This is a genomic window from Comamonas faecalis (genome assembly GCF_039538025.1).
In the GTDB taxonomy this organism is placed as follows: domain Bacteria; phylum Pseudomonadota; class Gammaproteobacteria; order Burkholderiales; family Burkholderiaceae_C; genus Comamonas_C; species Comamonas_C faecalis.
Genome location: NZ_BAABBP010000005.1, coordinates 22,313 through 45,082 on the forward strand (window position 1 = coordinate 22,313; position 22,770 = coordinate 45,082).

Annotated in this window: 18 protein-coding genes; 8 read left to right on the plus strand and 10 right to left on the minus strand. The window is 68.1% G+C overall.

The window, feature by feature from the left end:
- Positions 1 to 14 precede the first annotated feature (14 nt).
- The 4 genes from ABD767_RS04095 to ABD767_RS04110 form a co-directional block, all read right to left on the minus strand.
- Positions 15 to 1,010 carry an HD domain-containing phosphohydrolase gene (locus ABD767_RS04095; protein ID WP_103044314.1) on the minus strand — a complete coding sequence of 332 codons (996 nt, stop codon included), beginning with the start codon at positions 1,008 to 1,010 and terminating at the stop codon, positions 15 to 17.
- Positions 1,007 to 4,738 carry an MHYT domain-containing protein gene (locus ABD767_RS04100; protein ID WP_103044315.1) on the minus strand — a complete coding sequence of 1,244 codons (3,732 nt, stop codon included), beginning with the start codon at positions 4,736 to 4,738 and terminating at the stop codon, positions 1,007 to 1,009. The genes ABD767_RS04095 and ABD767_RS04100 overlap by 4 nt, the downstream gene beginning before the upstream one ends.
- A gap of 223 nt (positions 4,739 to 4,961) precedes the next feature.
- Positions 4,962 to 6,017, minus strand: coding sequence for a nitronate monooxygenase (locus ABD767_RS04105; RefSeq protein WP_103044342.1), 1,056 nt, complete (start codon positions 6,015 to 6,017; stop codon positions 4,962 to 4,964).
- A gap of 5 nt (positions 6,018 to 6,022) precedes the next feature.
- The gene (locus tag ABD767_RS04110) at positions 6,023 to 6,934 is read right to left on the minus strand and encodes a LysR substrate-binding domain-containing protein (protein ID WP_103044316.1); all 912 of its coding nucleotides are present in this window, start codon (positions 6,932 to 6,934) and stop codon (positions 6,023 to 6,025) included.
- A gap of 45 nt (positions 6,935 to 6,979) precedes the next feature.
- Between ABD767_RS04110 and ABD767_RS04115 the strand changes: the two genes are divergently transcribed.
- Complete coding sequence (locus ABD767_RS04115; RefSeq protein ID WP_103044317.1) at positions 6,980 to 8,200, plus strand: YbfB/YjiJ family MFS transporter; 1,221 nt, start codon at positions 6,980 to 6,982, stop codon at positions 8,198 to 8,200.
- Between the two features lie 61 nt (positions 8,201 to 8,261).
- Here ABD767_RS04115 and ABD767_RS04120 read toward each other — a convergent pair whose 3' ends face one another.
- The 5 genes from ABD767_RS04120 to dnaA all read right to left on the minus strand — a co-directional run bounded on the left by ABD767_RS04120 (position 8,262) and on the right by dnaA (position 14,897).
- On the minus strand, positions 8,262 to 8,858 hold the full coding sequence (locus tag ABD767_RS04120; protein WP_103044318.1) for a redoxin domain-containing protein: 597 nt from the start codon (positions 8,856 to 8,858) through the stop codon (positions 8,262 to 8,264).
- A gap of 22 nt (positions 8,859 to 8,880) precedes the next feature.
- A complete protein-coding gene (locus ABD767_RS04125) occupies positions 8,881 to 9,381 on the minus strand; it encodes an SRPBCC domain-containing protein (protein WP_103044319.1) in 501 nt (166 codons plus the stop codon).
- 156 nt (positions 9,382 to 9,537) lie between these two features.
- The gene (gene gyrB, locus ABD767_RS04130; RefSeq protein WP_103044320.1) at positions 9,538 to 12,126 is read right to left on the minus strand and encodes a DNA topoisomerase (ATP-hydrolyzing) subunit B; all 2,589 of its coding nucleotides are present in this window, start codon (positions 12,124 to 12,126) and stop codon (positions 9,538 to 9,540) included.
- A 112-nt stretch (positions 12,127 to 12,238) separates the two neighbouring features.
- Positions 12,239 to 13,345 carry a DNA polymerase III subunit beta gene (gene dnaN / locus ABD767_RS04135; protein WP_103044321.1) on the minus strand — a complete coding sequence of 369 codons (1,107 nt, stop codon included), beginning with the start codon at positions 13,343 to 13,345 and terminating at the stop codon, positions 12,239 to 12,241.
- Between the two features lie 118 nt (positions 13,346 to 13,463).
- Entirely contained in the window at positions 13,464 to 14,897 is a 1,434-nt protein-coding gene (gene dnaA / locus ABD767_RS04140; protein ID WP_344868385.1) for a chromosomal replication initiator protein DnaA, read from the minus strand.
- 328 nt (positions 14,898 to 15,225) lie between these two features.
- Between dnaA and rpmH the strand changes: the two genes are divergently transcribed.
- The 7 genes from rpmH (at position 15,226) to ABD767_RS04175 (ending at position 21,932) form a co-directional block, all read left to right on the plus strand.
- Positions 15,226 to 15,360 carry a 50S ribosomal protein L34 gene (gene rpmH / locus ABD767_RS04145; RefSeq protein ID WP_005798102.1) on the plus strand — a complete coding sequence of 45 codons (135 nt, stop codon included), beginning with the start codon at positions 15,226 to 15,228 and terminating at the stop codon, positions 15,358 to 15,360.
- 26 nt (positions 15,361 to 15,386) lie between these two features.
- Positions 15,387 to 15,845, plus strand: a complete 459-nt coding sequence (locus ABD767_RS04150; RefSeq protein WP_344868388.1) for a ribonuclease P protein component — start codon at positions 15,387 to 15,389, stop codon at positions 15,843 to 15,845.
- Positions 15,842 to 16,126: a membrane protein insertion efficiency factor YidD gene (gene yidD, locus ABD767_RS04155; protein WP_103044324.1), complete on the plus strand. Its 285-nt coding sequence runs from the start codon at positions 15,842 to 15,844 to the stop codon at positions 16,124 to 16,126. Before ABD767_RS04150 ends, yidD begins: the two co-directional genes overlap by 4 nt.
- A complete protein-coding gene (gene yidC, locus ABD767_RS04160; protein WP_103044325.1) occupies positions 16,123 to 17,835 on the plus strand; it encodes a membrane protein insertase YidC in 1,713 nt (570 codons plus the stop codon). The genes yidD and yidC overlap by 4 nt, the downstream gene beginning before the upstream one ends.
- 103 nt (positions 17,836 to 17,938) lie before the next feature.
- Entirely contained in the window at positions 17,939 to 19,534 is a 1,596-nt protein-coding gene (locus ABD767_RS04165) for an ABC transporter substrate-binding protein (protein WP_103044326.1), read from the plus strand.
- 86 nt (positions 19,535 to 19,620) lie between these two features.
- Entirely contained in the window at positions 19,621 to 21,024 is a 1,404-nt protein-coding gene (gene mnmE, locus ABD767_RS04170; RefSeq protein WP_103044327.1) for a tRNA uridine-5-carboxymethylaminomethyl(34) synthesis GTPase MnmE, read from the plus strand.
- A 113-nt stretch (positions 21,025 to 21,137) separates the two neighbouring features.
- A complete protein-coding gene (locus ABD767_RS04175; protein WP_103044328.1) occupies positions 21,138 to 21,932 on the plus strand; it encodes a hypothetical protein in 795 nt (264 codons plus the stop codon).
- Positions 21,933 to 22,144: 212 nt separating this feature from the next.
- Here the strand turns inward: ABD767_RS04175 and ABD767_RS04180 are convergent, their stop codons facing one another.
- Positions 22,145 to 22,702 carry an adenine phosphoribosyltransferase gene (locus tag ABD767_RS04180; protein WP_103044329.1) on the minus strand — a complete coding sequence of 186 codons (558 nt, stop codon included), beginning with the start codon at positions 22,700 to 22,702 and terminating at the stop codon, positions 22,145 to 22,147.
- Positions 22,703 to 22,770: the final 68 nt, after the last annotated feature.

Below are 22,770 nucleotides of genomic sequence, written 5' to 3' on the forward strand. Positions count from 1 at the left end.
GCGGGCAGCGGGCGTCAATCCGCCCAGCGCTGGCGGATTTCCAGCAACTGCGGCAGCAGCGGCACGAAGTGCGCCACCAGCTCCGGGTCGAAGTGCTGGCCAGCCTCGCTGGCGATGTAGTTCATCGCCTCCTGCGGATCCCAGGCACGCTTGTAGGGGCGCACGCTGGTGAGCGCGTCGAACACGTCGGCCAGGGCGACGATGCGCGCCTCCAGCGCGATGGCGGTGCCGGCCAGGCCGGCAGGGTAGCCCTGGCCGTTCCATTTCTCGTGGTGGCCCAGCGCGACGGTGTGCGCCATTTTCAGCATGCCGGCGGCATGCTCGCCGATGATCTGGGCGCCGATCACCGGGTGGCGCTGCATGGTGGCCCACTCGTCGGGAGTGAGTTTGCCCGGCTTTTGCAGGATGGCGTCGGGGATGCCGATCTTGCCCACGTCGTGCATCGGCGCGGCGTGAAACAGGTCGTCGGCCCAGTCGTCGCCGCTGCCAGCCGCCAGCGCCAGCAGGCGCGCGAAATGGCTCATGCGAATGACGTGCATGCCGGTCTCGTCGTCCTTGAACTCGGCGGCGCGCCCCAGGCGCTGCACGATCTGCAGGCGCGTCTCGACCAGCTCGTCGACGCGCACCAGCGACAAATGGGTGCGCACACGCGCGCGCACCACCGGCGCGCTGATGGGCTTGGTGATGTAGTCCACTCCGCCCACGTCGAAGCCGCGCGTCTCGTCCTGGGTGTCCGACAGCGCGGTGACGAAGATCACCGGGATGGCGGCGGTCTGCGCGTCGGCCTTGAGCGCGGTGCAGACGGCGTAGCCGTCCATGCCGGGCATCATCACGTCCAGCAGGATCAGGTCGGGCTTTTCCTGGCGCGCCAGCTGCAGCGCACGCTCTCCGTCGGTGGCGAACAGCAGGCGCCACTGCTGCTGCAGCACCTGGCGCAGCACCTGCAGGTTCAGCGGCTCATCATCGACCAGCAGCAGGCGCGGGCGCAGGTCTTGCAGGGCGGTGCTCATGGGGCGGACAGGTCGATTTGCGCCTGCAGCGCGTCGAGCTGCTGCAGGGCGCGGTCAAAGGCGAATTCCTCCAGCGTCGCGCGCAGCGGCGCCAGCGTTTCGGGCGGCAGCAGCGTGTCGAGCTGGCCCATGGCGGTGTCGGGCAGCTCGCCCTGTGCCAGGGTCTGGCGCGCGTGGGCCATGGCCTGCAGCGCGCGCGCGCGCCGTGGGCCGTCCAGGCGCCGGCGCACTGCGCTGGCCACGGGCGCGCCCGCTGTTTTGCGCGCGTGCACCTGCAGCGCCAGCGCCACTGCGCTCCAGGCGGCGGGCAGGGCCTGCAGCGCCGTGGCCACGGCTGGCGAATCACCCTCGCGCGCGCCCAGGTCGATGCGCTGCAGCAGCGCGTGCAGTGTGGGCAGCGCCATGTTGCCGGCTACGCCGGCGCTCTTGTGCGCCAGCGCGGCGAGTGGCTCGCTCTGGCCCTGGGCGTGCAGCGTGCGCAGGCGCGAGATCAGCGTGACGTTCTCGCCCGTCCAGCGCGCAATGGTGTCGTGCAGCCGGCCCTGGCTGCCCCACAGCGCGGTGCCGCGCGCCCAGTCGATGGCCGGGGCGCTGCGCGCCTGGGGCGGCGGGGGCGCCGCCGGTGGCGCGGCAGCTGGATCCGGCGCGGATGTGGCACCGCCCGGCAGGCCCAGCACGCGGGCGATTTCGGTGTTGAGCTGCGCCAGGTCCAGCGGCTTGTTGGCAAAGCCGTTCATACCCGCGGCCAGCGCGCGGCGCTGATCCTCGGCCAGCACACTGGCCGACAGCGCGATGATGGGCACGCTGGCGCGGCCGCTGGCCTGCTCGTCGGCGCGGATGCGGCGCGTGGCCTCGCAGCCGTCGACGTCGGGCATCTGCAAGTCCATCAGCACCAGGTCGAAGGCCTGCGCCTGGGATTGCTGCACCGCCGCCTCGCCGCCGCGCGCCAGCACCAGGCGATGGCCGGCGCGTGAGAGCGTGACCTGCAGCAGCTCCAGGTTGTGCTCCATGTCGTCGACGGCCAGGATGCGCAGCGGCGCCAGCATCGCGGCCGCGGGCTGGACGCCGGGCGCCGGCGCACTGCCGACGGGCAGCGGCAGGTGCACGCTGAAGGTGCTGCCCTGGCCCGGGGTGCTCTGTGCTTCGATGCGCCCGCGCATCAGCTCGGCGAGCTGGCGTGCGATGGTCGTGCCCAGTCCGGTGCCGCCGAAGCGGCGCGTGGTCGATGCATCGGCCTGGGTGAACGGCTCGAAGATGCGCGCCAGCTGCGCCGCGTCCATGCCGATGCCGGTGTCGCGCACCTGCAGCAGCAGCTGGCCGTCGGCGTAGGCCACGCGCAGCTGCACCTGGCCGCGCTCGGTGAACTTGATCGCGTTGCTCACCAGGTTGACCAGGATTTGCTGCACGCGCAGCGCGTCACCGCGCATGAAGCTGGGCACGCTTTCGGGATAGTCCAGCACCAGCGCAAGTTTCTTCTGGGTGGCGCCAACCTGCATCGAGTCGAGCACCTGCTGGCACAGCTCGCGCAGCGAGAAGTCGCGCTCCTCCAGCTCCATGGCGCCGCGGTCGAGCTTGGCCGTGTCCAGGATGTCGTTGAGCAGGCGCAGCAGCGTCTGGCCGGCGCGCTGCACCAGCGTGATCTGGCGCCGCTGCGCGGCCTCCAGCGGCGAGTCGGCCAGCGCCTCCGAGAAGCCGATGATGGCGTTCATCGGCGTGCGGATCTCGTGGCTCATGTTGGCCAGAAAGCTCGCGCGCGCGGCGGCCGCCTTCTCGGCGTCGTCCTTGGCGTGGCGCAGCTGCTGCTCCATCGCGCGGCGCTGGCTCAGGTCGGAGGCCAGCTCGACGATCTTGATGACCTTGCCGTCGGCGCCAAAAATGGGGTTGTAGGTGGCCAGCAGCCAGATCTCGCGCCCGTCCCGGCCCAGGCGCAGGTATTCGTCCGACTGCACCTGGCCGTCAGCGAGCGCCTTCCAGAACGCCCGGTATGCGGCGCTCGCGGCCGTCTGCGGCTGACAGAAAAAGCTGTGATGGCGGCCGATCACGTCGTCCAGCGTGTAGCCCATCATCGCCAGGAAGTTGGCGTTGGCATGCACCAGGTGGCCCTGCAGGTTGAATTCGGCCATGGCCTGCGAGCGATCGAGCGCGGCCAGCGTGCCGGCGAATTCGGCGTTGCGCTCCTTCGACTGTGTGATGTCCAGGATCACGCCGTCGAGCCAGCGCACGCGGCCGTCCTCGGCCGGCGCGCCGCGCCCGTATTCGGACATCCAGCGCGTGCGCCCGTCGCGCGTGGTGATACGGTACTCGACGTGGTAGGGCAGGCCGTGCTTGAGCGCGTAGTCGATCTCGGGCTCGATCTGCGAGGCGTCCTCGGTGTGGATCAGCTCGCCGAAGTTCACCCGGCCTTCCAGGAAGTCGGCGGCATTCCAGCCCGTGATCTGGCGCGCGGTATCGCTGATGAAGGCCATGGGCCAGGGCGGCTCGGTGCCGCAGCGAAACGCAATGCCCGGCAGGTTGGAGACCAGCGAGCGCAGCATCTGCTCGCCGCGCTCGCGCTCGGCCTCCAGCGCCTTGTAGTGCGACAGGTCGGTGATGAAGCACATGAACAGTGGCGCGCCCGGCCGGTCCACGCCGCTGATGGCCATGCGCAGCGGCACGACGGCGCCGCTCTTGTGCAGGCCGCTGGTCTGGCGCCCCTGGCCGAGCGCGGGCGATTGGCCGGTGGTCAGCAGGTGGTACAGCTCGGCGTCGTGCTGCAAGTGGCCAGGGCCGGGAATCAGGCGCGTGATGCTGCGCCCGACGATGCGCGCCGCCGGGCGGCCGAAAAGGCGCTCGGTGGCCGGGTTGGCCGACTGCACCACGCCCTTGCCGTCGATGGTGATGATGGCGTCGACCGCGGTGTCGCGCATCGCGCGCTGCAGCGACTCGCTGCGCTGCACCTGGTCGAGCAGGCGGCGCGCGCGCAGGCTGGCGTTGACGGCCAGAAGCAGCAGCGTGAGCGCCACGGTGACGACGGCAATGGCCAGCGACACCGTGGTCTGCACCGGCACCGTGCCGCCCGTGCGCGGCAGCGCGTCGAGCGCGGTGTCAAAGCGCAGCGCCGCCATGCCGGTGTAGTGCATGCCGGCAATGGCCAGGCCCATCACCGCGCCGGCCAGCAGTGTGTTGGCGGTTGCACCCAGGCGCAGCAGGCTGCGCAGGCCGTAGCGGATCCACAGCGCCAGTACCGCCAGCGCCACGGCCACGACGATGGACAGCACGAAGCCGCGCAGGTCATAGCGCATCTGCGGCGCCAGGTCGGACGCGGCCATGCCCAGGTAATGCATCGCGCCAATGCCCCCGCCCACGAGCAGGCCCGAGCCGAGCAGCCGAGCAGCGCCCACCTGCGGGCGCGCCAGCAACTGCAGCGCCACCCACGACGCGCCAAGGGCAGGTATGACCGAGGCCAGCGTCATCCACGGGTTGAAGCCCGACTGGCCGCAGACCGAGAAGGCCAGCATGCCGATGTAGTGCATGGTCCAGATGCCGCTGCCCAACGCCAGCGCGCCAGAGCCCAGTGCCATCTGGCGCGTGCGCGCCGCCGTGGCGCTGGCGGCCAACTGCGCCATGTGCAGCGCCACCGCCGCCGCACCCACCGACACCAGCAGCGACAGCGCCACCAGCCAGGGGTTGTGTTCCCGCCACAGCAGGGGGTCGGCGGCCAGGTGGGAGACGAATAAGTGATCGAACATGGCGTGGTGCGGCGGTGTCAGCTCGCAGCGCGGCCGCAGGGCATGGCGGCCGGCAACGGTGGGGGCAGGACGATGGCGAGCGGGCAGGAAGTCACGGCGACGCCACAAAAGTTACAAGAACGTCGCAAATTGTGACACGTTGCTTCAAAAAGTGGCTGCCAATAGCCCGAACGGATGGCGCCGCCTGCCAGCGCCGCCCTCGCGTGGCCTGGCGCCCCGGTCTTCAGGCCGCGCGTGCGGCGCGCCATTCCTGTGCCAGCACCTGCACCAGCTGCGCGGCAGGAAGCGCGCGCGCCGCGCCCACGCCCTGGCCGGCCCACAGCGCGATGTGCTCGGCGTCGCCCGCCTGGGCGGCGGCGCGGCGCACCGGGCCCATCAGCGCGTTCTGGATGGGGTAGGCGGGAATCGCGTCCTGCAACGGCGCCAGCGTGCGCATCATGGCGTTGTCGATGCCGCGCGCCCACCGCCCGGAGAAGCTGCGCGTGAGCCGCGTGTCGCTGCCGCCGGCGCGTGCCAGCGCGGCGCGGTAGGCGGGGCCGATGGCCGACTCCGGGCAGACCAGAAAGGCCGTGCCCAGCTGCGCGGCCTGTGCGCCCAGCGTCCGCACCGCGGCAATGCCGCGCCCGTCCATGATGGCGCCGGCCGCGACGACGGGGATGGTGAGCGCGTCGGCGCAGGCGCTCACCAGCGCCAGCGTGCCGATGTGGCTGGCCTCCCAGTCGCTCAGAAAGGTGCCGCGGTGGCCGCCGCCCTCGACGCCGCTGGCGCAGACGACGTCGGCGCCCACGCCCTGCCAGGCCAGCGCCTCGGCCACCGTCGTCGCAGTGCCCATGACCAGGCAGCCGGCGGCGTGCAACTGCGCGACCTGGCCGCGGCTCAAGATGCCGAAGGTGAAGCTGGCCAGCGCCGGGCGCAGCTCAAGCAGCGCCTGGAACTGCGCGTCGAAGTCCTCGCACCAGCGCGCGGGTGGCTGTAGCGGCAGATTGAAATACTGGTACAGCGGCGCCAGCCGCGCCAGCGCCGCTTGCACGGTGGCGTCGTCTGGCGCGGGCGTGGAGAGCACGAAGAGATTCATGCCGAACGGCTTGTCGGTGGCGGCACGCAGCGCGGCGGCGGCATCACGCATGGCCTGCGGGCTGCGCATGCCGCAGCCCAGCTGCCCCAGGCCCCCGGCGGCCGAGACGGCAGCGGCCAGCGCCGGCGTGTCCGAGCCGGTCATCGGTGCCTGGAAGATGGGCAGCGCGATGCCCAGGCGTTGCAGCAGGTTGGTGGTCGTCATGGTGGTCAAGTCCTGTCGTCGTCGGTCAAAGAAGCCGGCGCGCCTACGCTGCCCGCCAGCGCCAGCAGCGCGGCGCGCAGCGCCTGAAGCGCCGGGGTGTCGTGGCCCGCGCGGGCCACCAGTTCGGTGGTGCAGCGCCCCAGCGCCACCCACTGCAGCGCGGGCGGCTCGCGCAACTGCTCGACCATGGCGCGCGGCACCACGCCGGCACAGCGCCCGGCGGCCACGCAGGCCAGGATGGCGGGGTAGGAGGCCAGCTCCAGCACCTGGGGCGGCGCGCCGCGCGCCTGGCGCATCCAGTCCTCGCCCAGGCGGCGGTAGGTGCAGCCGTGGCTGAAGGCGGCCAGCGTGTCCAGCTGCAGGTCGCCCGGGCGGCGCAGCGGCGCGTGGGTCGCGGGCAGCGCCAGCAGCAGCTCTTCGTCGAAAACGGGTGTGCGCACCAGGCCGGCGTCGTCGTCCAGGCCGGGCGGCGGCCACGCGACCAGCGCGGCGTCCAGTTGGTGCGCCAGCACCTGCTCGACCAGTGGGGCCGACGGCGCGGTGCGCAGCTCGATGACCAGCTGCGGCCAGCGCGCATGCAGCTGCGCCAGCGGCTGGGGCAGGCGCGCGGCGGCGGTGCTCTCCATCGCGCCCAGGCGCAGCCGCCCCTGGGGCTGGCTTGGATGCAGCGCCTGGCGGGCCTGCTCGGCCAGCGCGAGCAGCTGCTCGGCATAGGTGAGCAGCGTGCTGCCGGCGGGGCTGAGTGCCAGGCGCCGGCCTTCGCGCACGAACAGCGTGCAGCCCAGCTGTTCTTCGAGCTGCTGAATGCGCGTGGTCACGCCCGACTGCGCGCGGCCCAGCCGCTCGGCCGCGCGTGTGACGCTGCCCTCTTGCGCGACGGTGCGAAAAATATCGAGTGCAACCAGGTCGGTAATCATCTGTTTATGCGATGATTTTGTAAATAACAATCTTCAATACTGATTATGACATCGCACACCCAGTCCTGGGGAGACCGCCCGTATGCCGTGGCGCTGGCCGGCATGCTGGCACTGGCCGTCGCCATGGGCGTGGGGCGTTTCGCCTTCACGCCGTTGCTGCCGATGATGATGGACGACGGCGTGGTCACGCTCACCAGCGGCAGCTGGCTGGCCACGGCCAACTACATCGGCTATCTGGTGGGGGCGCTGGCCTGCATGGCGTTTCCCTGGGTGGCGCCGGCGCTGTACCGGTGCTGGCACCCGGCGCGGCTGGCGCGCGTTGGCCTGGTGGCCACGGTGGTGCTGACAGTGGCCATGGCCGCGCCGCTGCAGGCCACCTGGCCCACGCTGCGCTTTGCCGCGGGCGTGGCCAGCGCCGTGGTGCTGCTGAACGTGGCGTCCTGGTGCATGGTGAGGCTCACGGTGCTGGGCCAGCCGGCGCTGGGCGGGTTGATTTTCAGCGGGCCGGGCGTGGGCATCGTGCTGACCGGCCTGGCGGCCAGCGCCATGGTGGCGCTTGACTGGCGCGCGGCAACGGCCTGGGCGGTGTTCGGCGTGCTGTCGGTGCTGCTGTGCCTGTTGGTCTGGCCCGTGGTTCAGGGACGAGCCGCCAAGACGCTGCCCACCGCGCCGGCGCGCCATGCCCAGGGGGCGAGCGAGGATGCCAGCGTGCCAGCGCGCGCGCTGCATGCGCTGGCCTACGGGCTGGCCGGGCTGGGCTACATCGTCACGGCCACGTTCTTGCCGGTGATCGCGCGCACCGCTCTGCCCGCCGGGTCGCCCTGGCCCGACCTGTTCTGGCCGATCTTTGGCGCCGGCGTGGCCGTGGGTGCGGCGCTGAGCACGCGTGCACCGATGGCCTGGGACAGGCGCTGGCTGCTGATGCTGGCCTATCTGATGCAGGCGCTGGGCATTGGCGTGGGCCTGTGGTGGCCCACGCCCGCGGGCTTTGCGGCAAGCAGCCTGCTGCTGGGCCTGCCGTTCACCGCAATCACCTTCTACGGGCTGCAGGAGGCGCGCCGCATCTGGCCGAGCTCGGCCGACAGCAACACCAGCCTGATCACCGCGGTCTACGGTCTGGGCCAGATCATCGGCCCACCGATGGTCGCCTGGCTGCTGGGGCGCGGCACGCAGGCCGAGGGCTTTGCCTGGGGGTTGTCGCTGGCCGCAGCGGCGCTGGTGGCCGGGGCGCTGATGTATGCGTTTGCAGCGTTGCGCTGGCGGTAGGGCGGCCTGGCTATTCCCCTGCACGCCGTCATTCCACCGGAATGACGGTGGAAAGAAACGATCAGTGCATTGCGTCCGGGGTGTCGTCTGGCAGTGGGCAGCCGTTGGCGTCGCAGCCAGCTGGCCCGCTGGGCGCCGCACTGGTGCCAGCCGCAGCATCGGGCAGCGGTTCAGGCGTCGGTTCGGTCAAGAGCTGGCCCAGCACTGCACCCACGCGCAGGTCGTCCAGGTGGCCGAAATGGTGCAGGCGGATGCGCCCCTGGCGATCCAGCAGCACCAGACTGGGCGTGCCGCTGAGCGACAGACTGCGCATCGTCAGAGGGATGGAGCCGTCGCCCTCGTGGCGATCCAGCGCGATCGGAAAGCGCAGCCGGTATTCGTGGATGAAGGCTTGCAGCGCCTCGGGTGTGCCCTGCACCGCGTGGTGCTCGAACACGCTGTGCAGGCCGATGACCACGACGTCGGCGCTGGGAAAGGCCTCATGCACGCGCCGCGCCTGCGGGATGCCGTGCTCGACGCAGCCCGGGCACAGCATCTGGAAGGCGTGCAGCAGTACCACGCGCCCGCGCAGATCCTCCAGCGTCAACGGCTCGCGCGTGTTGAACCACTGCGCCACCTGCAGGGGCGGCGCGCCGGGGTGGTAGGTGGTGCTGGCCATGGCGTGCGCGGCTGGGAGTGTTTCAGGCGCCCAGCTGTTCCTTGTAGGCGGCGCGTGCCTGTAGAAAGCGCTCGAACGGGAACTTGATCGGCACGCCCTCCAGCGCGGCAGCCAGCATGTCCAGGTGGCCCTCGAAGCCGGCGCAGGCCTTGGCCGCGTCTTCGCTGGCGGGCACGCGCACCGTCAGCGTCAGCTGCGTACCGCCGTCCTGGGGGACGAGCTCGAAGCGCAGCGGGCGCTCGGGCTCGCTGCCGCTGCTCCAGGAGTAGGCCAGCACGCGCTGGTCTTCGAATGCGGTGACGCGGCTGTCGATCAGGATGCCGCTGTCGGCGAAATCGATGCGCACCGCGCCACCCTCGCGCAGCTCGATGCTGCCGGACGCCAGCCACTGCGCCATCGATGGCGGGTCGGTGAGCATGCGCCAGACGGCGGCGCCGTCATGGTCGAACTGGCGCGTGAGAACGCCTTCAAAGCCGTCAGTGGTGCGCTTGAGCGTGCCGACGTCGGCGGCGGGTGCAGTCATGGTCTGTCCTTGTCGTGTATGAGAAACGTCGATCGCCCTGTTGTAGCAGATGCACCGCCGCGGCCCGCGCAAAGACAGCATGGACATTGTGGCTGCCGGCCGGCTCACGGTCTTTTTATATTCTTTCTCACTTCATGGATCCATCGACGACTGCCATCACACGTCGATATTGCCCGCCCGCAGCGCGTTGGTTTCGATGAAGTCCCGGCGCGGCTCCACTTCGTCGCCCATCAGCATGGTGAACACGCGGTCGGCTTCGATGGCGTCGTCGATCTGCACGCGCAGCAGGCGGCGCACGGCCGGATCCATGGTGGTTTCCCACAGCTGCTCAGGGTTCATTTCGCCCAGGCCCTTGTAGCGCTGGCGGCTGGTGGTGCGCTCGGCCTCGCGGATCAGCCATTGCATGGCGGAGCGGAAGTCGGCCACTTTTTCTTCCTTGGCCTTGTCGCCCTCGCCGCGCACGGCCTTGGCGCCTTCGCCCAGCAGGCCGTGGAAGGTTTGCGCCGCCTCGGCCAGCGCGGCGTAGTCTTCGCTGGCGACGAAGTCCTGCGTCAGCAGGCTGCTCTTGATGTTGCCGTGATGGTGGCGGCTGATGCGCAGAATGGGTTTTTCACTGCGCGGGTCGATCTCGGCGCTCACCTCGGCGGCCACGCCCTTGGTGTGTATGGCGCGCAGGCGCGCCTGCATCTGGTCGGCGCTGTGCCGGGCCTGCTCGATGCTGTCCAACTGCACCGGCACGCCGTCGGCGATGGCGCGCAGCGCCTCCTGGTCGAGATAGGCGGACAGGCGCTCGATGATGGCCTCGGCCGCCTGGTGCTTGCGCGCAAGCTCGGCCAGCGTGTCGCCGGTGAGCGTTTGCGGGTTGTCGCCGCCGGTGATGACGCTGGCATGGTTGAGCGCGATGCGCAGCAGGTATTGATCCAGCGCCGGGCCGTCCTTCAGGTACAGCTCTTCCTTGCCGTTTTTGACCTTGTACAGCGGCGGCTGGGCAATGTAGATGTGGCCGCGCTCGACCAGTTCGGGCATCTGGCGGTAGAAGAACGTGAGCAGCAGCGTGCGGATGTGGGCGCCGTCGACGTCGGCGTCGGTCATGATGATGATGCGGTGGTAGCGCAGCTTGGCGGCGTCGAAGTCGTCGGCGCCACTTTTGCCGTTGCCGCTGCCTTCGTCGATGCTGGTCTTGCCGATGCCGGTGCCAAGCGCCGTGATCAGCGTGATGATTTCCTGGCTGGACAGCAGTTTTTCATAGCGCGCTTTTTCGACGTTCAGGATCTTGCCGCGCAGCGGCAGGATGGCCTGGAACTTGCGGTCGCGCCCCTGCTTGGCGGAGCCGCCGGCGGAGTCGCCCTCGACGATGTAGATCTCGCACAGCGCCGGGTCTTTTTCCTGGCAGTCGGCCAGTTTGCCGGGCAGGCCCATGCCGTCGAGCACGCCCTTCCTGCGCGTCATCTCACGGGCCTTGCGCGCGGCTTCTCGGGCGCGGGCGGCTTCGACGATCTTGCCGCACAGAATCTTGGCGTCGTTGGGTTTCTCTTCCAGGTAGTCGGCCAGCAGCTTGCCGACGATGTCTTCGACCGGCGCGCGCACTTCGCTGGAGACCAGCTTGTCCTTGGTCTGGCTGCTGAACTTGGGCTCGGGCACCTTGACCGAGAGCACGCAGCACAGGCCTTCGCGCATGTCGTCGCCGGTCACGTCCACCTTGGCCTTTTTGGCCAGCTCGTTGTCGGCAATGTATTTGCCGATGACGCGCGTCATCGCCGCGCGCAGGCCGGTCAGGTGGGTGCCGCCATCGCGCTGCGGGATGTTGTTGGTGAAGCAGAGCACCTGCTCGTTGTAGCCGTCGTTCCACTGCATGGCCACTTCGACGCCGATCTCGGTGCCGGGAATCCCGCCATAGGTTTCTGCCGGGCGCGAGCCGCTGGCGTAGAAGGCCGTGGGGTGCAGCACGCGCTTGTTGGCGTTGACGAACTTGACGAAGCCGAGCACGCCGCCAGCGCCCGAGAAGTCGTCCTCGCGGCCGGTGCGCTCGTCGACCAGTCGAATGCGCACGCCGTTGTTCAAAAACGAGAGCTCGCGCAAGCGCTTGGCCAGCACCTCGTACTGGAAGACGTGGTTTTCCTTGAAGATCTCGGTGTCGGGCAGAAAGCGCACCTCGGTGCCGCGCTCCTGGGTGTCGCCGACGACCTTCATCGGCGAGGTCTCCTCGCCGTCCACCAATTCGATCAGCCGGTCTTGCACCACGCCGCGCGAGAAGTCGAGCTGGTACACCTTGCCTCCGCGGCGCACCGTCAGGCGCAGCGTTTTGGACAGCGCGTTGACGCAGGACACGCCCACGCCGTGCAGGCCGCCCGAGACCTTGTAGCTGTTCTGGTTGAACTTGCCGCCGGCGTGCAGCTCGGTGAGCGCGATCTCGGCGGCCGAGCGCTTGGGCTCGTGCTTGTCGTCCAGCTTGACGCCGACGGGAATGCCGCGGCCGTTGTCCTTGACGGACAGCGCGTTGTCGCCGTGGATGGTGACGACGATGTCGTCGCAGTAGCCGGCCAGCGCCTCGTCGATGGAGTTGTCGACCACCTCGAAGACCAGGTGGTGCAGGCCGGTGCCGTCGGACGTGTCGCCGATGTACATGCCCGGGCGCTTGCGCACTGCCTCCAGGCCTTCAAGGATCTGGATGGCGCCGGCGCCGTAGCCGCCAGCGTCGGGCTGGGGTGCGGGTGCGGGGGAATCGGGCTGGTGGTCGACGGTCATGCAAAAGCCTTGGGCGCTGCGGCGGGTTCCGGGTCGGTGCGCCGCAGCCGTTCAATCGGTAAAAAGCCCCGGGCGCCGGCTTGTGGCCGCGCGCCCAGGGTCTGGGTCAGGGTCAGATGCGCATTGGCATCACGACGTATTTGAAGTTGGCGTCCTCGGGGATCATGAACAGGGCCGAGCTGTTGCCGTCGGCCATGTCGATGCGCACCATGTCCTGGTGCATGCTGCCAAGCGCGTCGATCAGGTAGGTGACGTTGAAGCCGATCTCGATCTCGTCGCCGCCGTAGTCGATGTCGAGCTCGTCGACGGCCTCTTCCTGCTCGGCGTTGTTGGCCGCCACGCGCAGCGAGCCGGGCTCGATGTTCAGGCGCACGCCCTTGAATTTGTCGCTGGTCATGATGGCGGTGCGCTGCAGGCTGGCCAGCAACGGCGCGCGCCCCAGCGTGACGCTGTTGCGGTGCGTGGTGGGGATTACGCGGTTGTAGTCGGGGAACTTGCCCTCGATCAGCTTGGTGACGAACTCCATGCCGCCAAAACGGAACTTGGCCTGGTTGCTGGCGAACTGCATCTCGATGGCGCCCTCGGCATCCGACAGCAGGCGTTGCAGCTCAAGCACGGTCTTGCGCGGCAGGATTACCTCCTGCTTGGGCACTTCGACGTCCAGCTCGCTGCTGGCAAACGCCAGGCGGTGGCCGTCGGTGGCCACCAGCGACAGCGTCTTGCCCTCGGCAACGAACAGGATGCCGTTGAGGTAGTAGCGGATGTCCTGCACCGCCATGGCGAACGAGACCTGCGCCAGCAGCGTCTTGAGCGTCTTCTGCGGCACGCTGAACGCGGGGCCGAACTGCGCCGACTCCTGCACCAGCGGGAAGTCCTCTGCCGGCAGCGTTTGCAGCGTGAACCGGCTCTTGCCGCCCTTCAAGATCAGCTTGGACTGGCTGCTCTCCAGGCTCACCGTCTGGTCGCCGGGCATGGTCTTCAGGATGTCGATGAGCTTGCGCGCGCCGACGGTGGTCGTGAAGTCGCCCACGTCGCCGCCCAGCTCGGCCACGGTGCGAATCTGGATCTCCTGGTCGCTCGTCGTGAACTGCAGTGCGTTGCCGGTCTTGCGAATCAGTACGTTGGCAAGAATGGGCACGGTGTGGCGGCGCTCGACGATGCCCGACACCGCTTGCAGCACGGCAATGACTTTCTCTTGAGGAGCCTTCAGGACGATCATGGGGTATGAACCTTGAATGATGTGACGATAGGGGGGCGGGCGCTCTCCCGCCCAACCTGACATTGTGCCTGCGAATGCTGCACCACCATGCCTGGCATCTGTCGCTGCCCGTCGGGCATCAGCCCTTGAGCGTCTGCTCCAGCACGTGCAGCTGCTGGTTCAGCTCGGTGAGCTGCTGGCGTTCGCCGCCGATCTTGCGCACCGCGTGCAACACCGTCGTATGGTCGCGTCCGCCAAACAGCTCGCCAATCTCGGGCAGGCTTTTTTGCGTCAGCTCCTTGGCCAGGTACATGGCGATCTGGCGCGGGCGGGCAATGCTGGCCGGACGCTTTTTGCTATACATGTCGGCCACCTTGATCTTGTAGTAATCGGCCACCGTTTTCTGGATGTTCTCGACGCTGATCTGGCGGTTCTGGATGGACAGCAGGTCGCGCAACGCCTCGCGCGCCAGCTGGATGGACACGGGCTTGAGGTTGAAGCGGCTATAGGCCAGGATTTTGCGTAGCGCGCCTTCGAGCTCGCGCACGTTGGAGCGCACGTTCTTGGCGACGAAGAAGGCCACCTCCTCGGGCATCTCGGCGCCTTCGGCGCGCGCCTTGTTGATCAAAATGGCAACGCGCATCTCAAGCTCTGGCGGCTCGATCGCCACCGTCAGGCCCGAGTCGAAGCGCGAGACCAGGCGCTCATGGATGTTTGCCAGACCCTTGGGATAGGTGTCGCTGGTCATCACCAAATGGCTCTTCTTGGCCAGCAACGCCTCGAAGGCGTTGAAGAACTCCTCCTGCGTGCGATCCTTGTTGGCAAAGAACTGCACGTCGTCGATCAACAGCAGATCAAGCGAGTGGTAGCGCGCCTTGAACTCGTCGAAGGTGCGCCTTTGGTACGACTTGACCACATCCGAGACGAACTGCTCCGCATGGATGTAGAGAACCTTGGCGTCGGGCCGGTCGGCCAGCAGCTGGTTGCCCACTGCATGCACCAGGTGGGTCTTGCCCAGGCCGACGCCGCCGTAGATGAACAGCGGGTTGTACATCTGCCCGGGGGAGCCGGCCACGTGCATCGCGGCCGAGCGCGCCATGCGGTTGGCCGTGCCCTCGACCAGGGTCTCGAAGGTCAGAGCCGGATTGAGCCGCGAGCGCTGCTCCTGGGGTTGGGCCTGAGGCTCGGCGGGCGCTGCCGGATCGGCCATACGGCCCACGTTCACAGGCGAGGCGGAGGCGACAGATTCTGAACGAATATGAGTTCTGGCGGGATTTTCACGCTGAGTGACCGCTAACTCCAGAACCACTGGCTGGCCGCACAGCTGTTCGAGCAGCTGCGCAATGCGCCCGGCGTACTGCGAGCGCACCCAGTTGAGCTTGAAACGGTTGGGCACCGTCAGTGTCAGGCGCGACAGGTCGGGCGCGGCCTGCGCGCTCAAAGGCTTGATCCAGGTGTTGAGCAACTGCTCGGGCATCTCGCGCGCCAGTTGCTCGGTGCACGCCTGCCACAGGCTCTGGCCCGGGTCGGCATCGTCTTGGGAGGAGAGAAAAGTGATCGGTTCCTCGTGCATTGGGAATCGTTGTATTTGTGGACAGGAGGAACGTTCAGGAGGCTGCGATTGTAGCTTTTCCAGACCTTATCCACAATCTCGGCCAGCGACCGCAAGCGGCTCGCCCGCGCCAGGCCATTGCAACACCTCATAAAAATTGCAATAATTGCAGGTTTCCCTAGAAGGCGCATGACGCCGATGGGCGAACACAGATGGGCGGCGCACCTCCTGCCCTGCCCACCCGGCATGGCAGCAGGCCGTCCAGGGTGGATGCAGATGGGCGGCGCGCCGCGCCACTGAAGATGGCCGATCGCAGTCATCTTCGGACATTGACCCTCAAGGAACGACCATGAAACGTACTTACCAGCCTTCCAAGACCCGCCGCGCCCGCACCCACGGCTTTCTCGTGCGCATGAAGACGCGCGGTGGCCGCGCCGTCATCAACGCGCGCCGCGCCAAGGGCCGCAAGCGCCTGGCCGTCTGAGTGCGCCGCCGCAGGCCGCTGCTGCAATGCATCGGCTGAAGACGCGCCCCCAGTTCCAGGCAGTCCTGGCCGCCGGCACGGTTGCACGAACGGCGCATTTCGCCTTGCACCGCCTTGCGCTGGACGCCATGCTCGCAGCCACCTGCCACCCCGATACAGGGCCCGACTCCCCGGCACAACGCCAGGAGCCGCAGGCCCTGTTCGGCGTTGCAGGGGCAGCTCAGCTTGCGGCGCCATGGATGGGCGCCATGGTGCCCAAGCGCTGGGCGCGCCGCGCCGTCACGCGCAACGCCATCAAGCGCCAGATTTACGCACTGACCGCAGGCCTGCCGCTGCCCGGCGCCGCGCATGTGGTGCGCCTGCGCGCGGGCTTTGACCGCAAGCGCTACCCCAGCGCCTGGTCCGAGCCGCTGCGCCTGGCGGTGCGCGGCGAGTTGCAGCAGCTGTTTGCCGCGGCGGCACGCCGCGGCGGCACCGCGCCATGATGCGCCGGCCGCTGATGGCGCTGGTGCGCGCCTACCGGCTGCTGCTCAGTCCCTGGCTGGGGTCGAGCTGCCGCTTTGAGCCCACCTGTTCCGCCTACGCGCTGCAGGCGCTGGAGCGACATGGAGCTGCCGCGGGCAGCTATCTGACGCTCAAACGCCTGGCACGCTGCCAGCCCTGGTGCGACGGCGGCTGCGACCCCGTGCCGCAGGAGCGCCCCCGGCTTTTCACCCGCTGGATGGCACCGCAAGCCCCCCATTCCTCACCGAAGAAGAATCCATGAACGACATTCGCCGCACCATTTTGTGGGTGATCTTTGCCTTCTCGCTGGTCATGCTGTGGGACAAATGGCAGGTTCATAACGGGCACAAGGCCACCTTCTTCCCGGCACCGCAAACGCAGACGGCCGGAAGCGGTGCGCCTGCCGCATCGCAGGAACTGCCCGCGGCCGTACCCGACGCACCGCAGGACGCAGCCGCCGCGCTGACGCAAGTCGACACACCCACGGCACCGGACGCACCCACCGCGCCGCGCGAACGCGTCACGGTCAGCAACGACGTGCTGCGGCTGACGTTCGACAGCGAAGGCGGATCGCTGATCAAGAGCGAACTGCTGCGCTACACCGAGCACCAGGGCGACACCGAGCCGCTGGTGCTGATGGACGACAGCGCCAGCCACGTCTACCTGGCACAGACTGGCCTGATCGGCGGCAACTTCCCGACGCACAAGACTGTCATGCATGTGGTGCCCGGCGCGCGTGCGCTTGCCGACGGCGACAACGAGGTGCAGCTGCGCCTGGAGTCGCCCGACCTGGGCGGCATCAAGCTGGTCAAGACCTTCACGCTCAAGCGCGGCGCCTACGACATCGGCGTGCGCCACGAGGTGGTCAACACCGGCAGCGCGCCGGTCAGCCCACAGCTGTACCTGCAGTTGGTGCGCGACGGCAACGAGCCGGCTGGCACCACGCCGTTCTATTCCACCTTCACCGGCCCGGCGGTCTACACCGACGAGAAGAAGTACCAGAAGCTCACCTTCAAGGACATCAAGGCCGGCAAGGTCGACATTCCGGCGGAGAGCACCACCGGCTACATCGCCATGGTGCAACACTACTTCACCAGTGCCTGGCTGCTGCCCGAGGGCATGCGCCGCGCGCTGCGCGTGGACGCGGCCGACATTGGCGCCAGCGCCCCCGACTGCTGCTACCGCGTGCAGGCCATCGCCCCTCTGGGCGAGATCGCCCCCGGCCAGACCAAGGCGGTGGAGGCGCGCCTGTTCACCGGCCCGCAGCTGGAGAAGACGCTGGAGGCGCTGGCCCCCGGCCTGGAGCTGGTCAAGGACTACGGCTGGCTGACCATTCTGGCCAAGCCGCTGTACTGGCTGCTCGACAAGATCCACAGCCTGCTGGGCAACTGGGGCTGGTCCATCGTCGGCCTGGTGCTGCTGCTCAAGATCGCCTTCTACTGGCTCAACGCCAAGGCGTATTCGAGCATGGCCAAGATGAAGGCGCTGAATCCGCGCATCCAGGACATGCGCACGCGCCTGAAGGACAAGCCCCAGCAGATGCAGCAGGAGATGATGCGCATCTACCGCGAGGAGAAGGTCAATCCGCTGGGCGGCTGCCTGCCCATCATGATCCAGATCCCGGTGTTCATCGCGCTGTACTGGGTGCTGCTGTCCACCGTGGAGATGCGCCAGGCGCCGTGGATCGGCTGGATCCATGACCTGTCGACCAAGGATCCGTACTTCATCCTGCCGCTGCTGATGACGCTGTCCACGCTCTTGCAGACCGCGCTCAACCCCGCGCCGCCCGACCCGATGCAGGCCAAGATGATGTGGATCATGCCGCTGATGTTCAGCGTGATGTTCTTCATGTTCCCGGCCGGCCTGGTGCTGTACTGGCTGACCAACAACCTGCTGTCGATTGCGCAGCAGTGGCTCATCAATACGCGCATGGGCGTGCCGCCGCAGTTCAACCTGCCCAAGTTCCGCTGACCGCGCCAGCGCACGCAAACCCCACCACGGCCGCATATGCGGCCGTGGTCGTTTTGGGTAGGATGGCAGGCTTGCATCGATAACCAACAAGGAGATTTTCCGAATGCACACACGCACACGCCTGCGCCTGGCCACGCTGGCCGCGGCCGCCCTGCTCGCCCTGGGCGCCACCACTGCCGCCCAGGCCGCCACGCTGCGCTGGGCAGGCGCCAACGACATCCTGACCACCGACCCGCACGCGCAGAACCACCAGACCACGCACGCCTTTTTGCAGCAGGTCTACGAGAGCCTGGTGCGCTACAACGACAAGTTCCAGATCGAGCCCGCGCTGGCCACCAAATGGGAGCAGATCAGCCCCACGCAGGTGCGCTTCACGCTGCGCGAAGGCGTCAAATTCCACGACGGCTCGCCGTTCACTGCCGACGACGTGGTGTTCTCCTTCACCCGCGTGATGACACCGCCGTCCAACATGATGGTGGCCGCGCAAAGCGTCAAGGAAGTCAAGAAGGTGGACGACCACACGGTCGACCTCATCCTCAAGGGCCCCAACCCCATCCTGCTGCGCGAGATCACCGAGGCGCGCATCATGAACAAGGCCTGGGCCGAAAAGCACAATGCGACCAAGTCGCAGGACTACGCGGGCAAGGAGGAGAACTACGCCTCGCGCAACGCCAACGGCACCGGCCCCTTCGTCCTGGAGAGCTGGCAACCCGACGTGAAGGTCGTGCTCAAGAAAAACGCCGACTGGTGGGACAAGCCCAAGGGCAACGTCGACGAAGTGGTCTTCACGCCGATCAAGTCGGCCGCCACGCGCACCGCGGCGCTGATCTCGGGCCAGGTCGACTTCGTGCCCGACCCGCCGCCGCAAGACCTGGGCCGCATGAAGGCCGACAGCGCGCTCAAGCTGATCGAAGGCGCCGAGAACCGCACCATGTTCCTGGGCCTGGACCAATACCGCGACGAGCTGCCCGGCGCCGGCACGCCGGGCAAGAACCCGCTCAAGGACAAGCGCGTGCGCCAGGCGCTGTACCAGGCCATCGACATCGGCGCCATCCACCGCAGCACCATGCGCGGCCTGTCGGTCAACGCCGGCACGATGATCGCGCCCATGGTGCATGGCTGGACCAAGCAGCTGGACGAGCGCGCGTCCAAGTACGACGTCGAAGCCGCCAAGAAGCTGCTGGCCGACGCCGGCTACCCCAACGGCTTTGCCATCAAGCTCGAATGCCCCAACGACCGCTACGTCAACGACGAGGCGATCTGCCAGGCCGTCACCGCCATGTGGACGCGCATCGGCGTCAAGGCGTCGCTGGCCGCCGCGCCGATGGCGCAGTACATCTCGCGCATGCTCAACAGCGAGACCAACGCCTACATGCTGGGCTGGGGCGTCGCCACCTTCGACGCGCTGTACTCGCTCGATTCACTGGCCGCCACCAAGGACGAGAAGGCAGGCCTTGGCACCTACAACGGCGGGCGCTTCAGCGACGCGGCGCTCGACGGCATGATCGCCCAGATCAAGGTCGAGATGGATTCTGCCAAGCGCGACCAGCTCATCCACGACGCGCTGCAACGCATCAAGGACGAGTACTACTACATCCCGCTGCACCACCAGATCCGTCCCTGGGCCATGCGCAAGGGCGTCGAGACCGTGCACCGCGCAGACGACCGGCCCATGCCCAACTGGACGACGATCAAGTAATTCCATTTCCTGATCAGCCCTTCCACCCCCAGGCCCGCATCGCGGGCCTTTTTGATGCGCTACCCAGGCGCGGCAATAATCCCGCCATGCACGCACGCCACCTCGACCCCATTGCCGCCATCGCCACCGCTCCCGGGCGCGGCGCGGTGGGCATGGTGCGCATCTCGGGGCGGGCGCTCGAACCCTTCGTCCAGGCCTTCTTCGGCCGCAGCCTGACACCACGCCACGCGCACTACCTGCCGTTTGCCGACGCGCAGGGCCAGCCCATCGATCAGGGACTGGCGCTGTTTTTTCCCGCGCCGCACAGCTACACCGGCGAGGACGTGCTGGAACTGCAGGCCCACGGCGGCCCGGTGGTGTTGCAACTGCTGCAGGCGCGCTGCCTGGAGGTGGCGCAGGACGCGCTGCCGCGCCTGCGCCTGGCCGAGCCGGGCGAGTTCACCGAGCGCGCGTTCCTCAACGACAAGGTCGACCTGGCGCAGGCCGAGGCGATTGCCGACCTGATCGACGCCAGCACCGAGGCCGCAGCACGCAGCGCCGGGCGCTCGCTGTCGGGCGCGTTTTCGCAGGAAATCCACGCGCTGCGCGACGCGCTGGTGCACCTGCGCATGCTGGTCGAGGCAACGCTGGACTTTCCCGAGGAAGACATCGACTTCCTGCGCGCCAGCGACGCCCAGGGGCAACTGATACGGTTGCAACAACACCTCGCCCAGGTGATGCAGCGCGCGCGCCAGGGTGCACTGCTGCGCGACGGCATCACCGTGGTGATCGCCGGCCAGCCCAACGCGGGCAAAAGCTCGCTGCTCAACGCGCTGGCGGGGGCCGAGCTGGCCATCGTCACGCCGATCGCCGGCACCACGCGCGACAAGGTGCAGCAAACCATCCAGATCAAGGGCGTGCCGCTGCACGTCATCGACACCGCCGGCCTGCGCGAAAGCAACGATGAGGTCGAGCGCATCGGCATCGCGCGCGCCTGGGAGGAGATCGAACGCGCCGACGCGGTGCTGCTGCTGCACGACCTGACGCGCCAGCACGACGCCGACTACCGCGCCAACGACGCGGTGATCACCGAAACCCTGCAAGACCGCCTGCCCGCAGGCGTGCCGGTGATCGATGTGTGGAACAAGTGCGACGCCGAGGGTGAACCCGGTGCACTGCTGCCCAGCGCCACCGACCATCTGCAGCTGCGCCTATCGGCGCACACCGGCCAGGGCCTGGACGCACTGCGCCAGCAACTGCTGACGCTGGCCGGCTGGCAACCCGCGGCCGAAGGCGTGCACATTGCCCGCGCGCGCCACATCGCCGCGCTGCGCGAGGTCGACGCTCATGTGGAGCAGGCCACCGCACTGCTGCAACTCCCCGCCCCCGCGCTGGATCTGCTGGCCGAGGAACTGCGCCTGGCGCAGAACGCGCTCAACACCATCACCGGCGAGTTCGGCGCCGACGACCTGCTGGGCGTGATTTTTTCCAGCTTCTGCATCGGGAAGTAATCACAACACCGGCAAAAGCAGCAAACGCTGCGCCGAATGCCCTATCGCCGCAGCGGCGAGGCACAGATACACTTGGTCGCACTTTTGACGATTATTGGGCCCGATTTTTCTTCATGTCCTTGTTTGGCTGGCTGTTTCCCACCGCAAAAATCAACCAGCGCGCACCCGGGCCCCTGACGGTCACTCCGGTGCGCGGCCGGTCTGCGCGCGCCAGCCAAAGCGGCCCTCCCACCCACCAGGCCGCCCGGCTGCAGCGGCGTGAGCAGCTCTACGGCGTCGTGCGCGAGGCCATGGCGCGCGCAGGCGTGCTGTCGGCCGACTACGCGTTCAAGGTGCTGATGCTGGACACACAGGGCGAGCGCTTCATCGTCATGCTCGACGTGGCCAAGGAATACAGCGCCAACGTGGGTCTGTGGAGCGACACCGAGGCGTGGATCACCCGCTCGGCCCAGATCCGCCTGGGCATCGAGGTCAAGTCGGTGTACTGGCGCGTCAATCCCCGGCTGCGGTACAGCGCCGGCGCACAGGGCGCGCCCGTGTCCACGCCCGCGCCGCTGGCCTCCGGCCCCGCTGCGCTGACCTCGTCACCCGCCCCCCTGACGGCCACACCAGCGAGCGCACCAGCACCACTGGCGCCGCCAGCGCCTCGGAAAAAAGTCGTGCCTCTGGACGGCCGCACCGACGCAGCGGCATTCGACCCGATCGACGCGACGGAAATGGCGGCGTTCCGGCAAGCCCTGGCCAAGGCCAGAGCCCGCGCCAGCGAGGCCCGCGCCACCAGGCTGCCACCTTCTGCGACCAGCGCCGAAACACCCGACAGCGGGTTTGCCGACACCGTCATGCCCGACGTGCAAGAGCGCCAGCGCCCCGACGCCCTCAGCAGCACGATGTACGGCGAGCCGCGCTAAGAGCGTGTTTACGATCTTTCCGCAGCTCGCTTTCTATCCACCAAAGGCAGGACTCCCTGCTCCGTCATTGCAGCGAAAGCCGCAATCCAGCGGCGACACCTCCTTCACAGCGAGGGCTGGATACCGGCTTTCGCCGGCATGACGAGAAAGAATGGTCAAACAGAAATCGTAAACACGCGCCAAGACTAGGCCACGCGCGGCTTCAAGCCATTTCAGTGCCCGTCGAACGCCACCAAGGTGAATAGCGGCAGGCCCGCAGCGCGCAGGCGCTCGGAGCCACCCAGCTCGGGCAGGTCGACGATGGCCGCGCCCTCCATGACCTGTGCGCCCAGTTTCTCCAGCAGCTTCTTGCCCGCCATCATCGTGCCGCCGGTAGCGATCAGGTCGTCGACCAGCAGCACCTTGTCGCCCGGGCGCACCGCGTCGCTGTGCAGTTCCACCGTGGCGCTGCCGTATTCCAATTCGTAGGTTTCCTCCACCGTGGTGAACGGCAGCTTGCCTTTCTTGCGGATCGGCACGAAGCCGACGTTGAGCTCGTACGCGAGTACCGCGCCCAGGATGAAGCCGCGCGCGTCCAGCCCGGCCACCACGTCGGGGCGCATGCCGTCATCCATGTAGCGGTGCACGAAGGCGTCGATCATCACGCGAAACACTTTGGGGTTTTGCAGCAGCGGCGTGATGTCGCGAAACTGCACGCCCGGCGCCGGCCAGTCGGGCACGGTGCGAATGTGCTGGCGCAGATAGTCGTTGGCGCTGAACAGATGGGGCATGGCGGGTGCAGTGCAACTGGGGGCAAACCTCGGATGGTAAGGCAAGCCAAGCGCGCCACTTGCTGCAG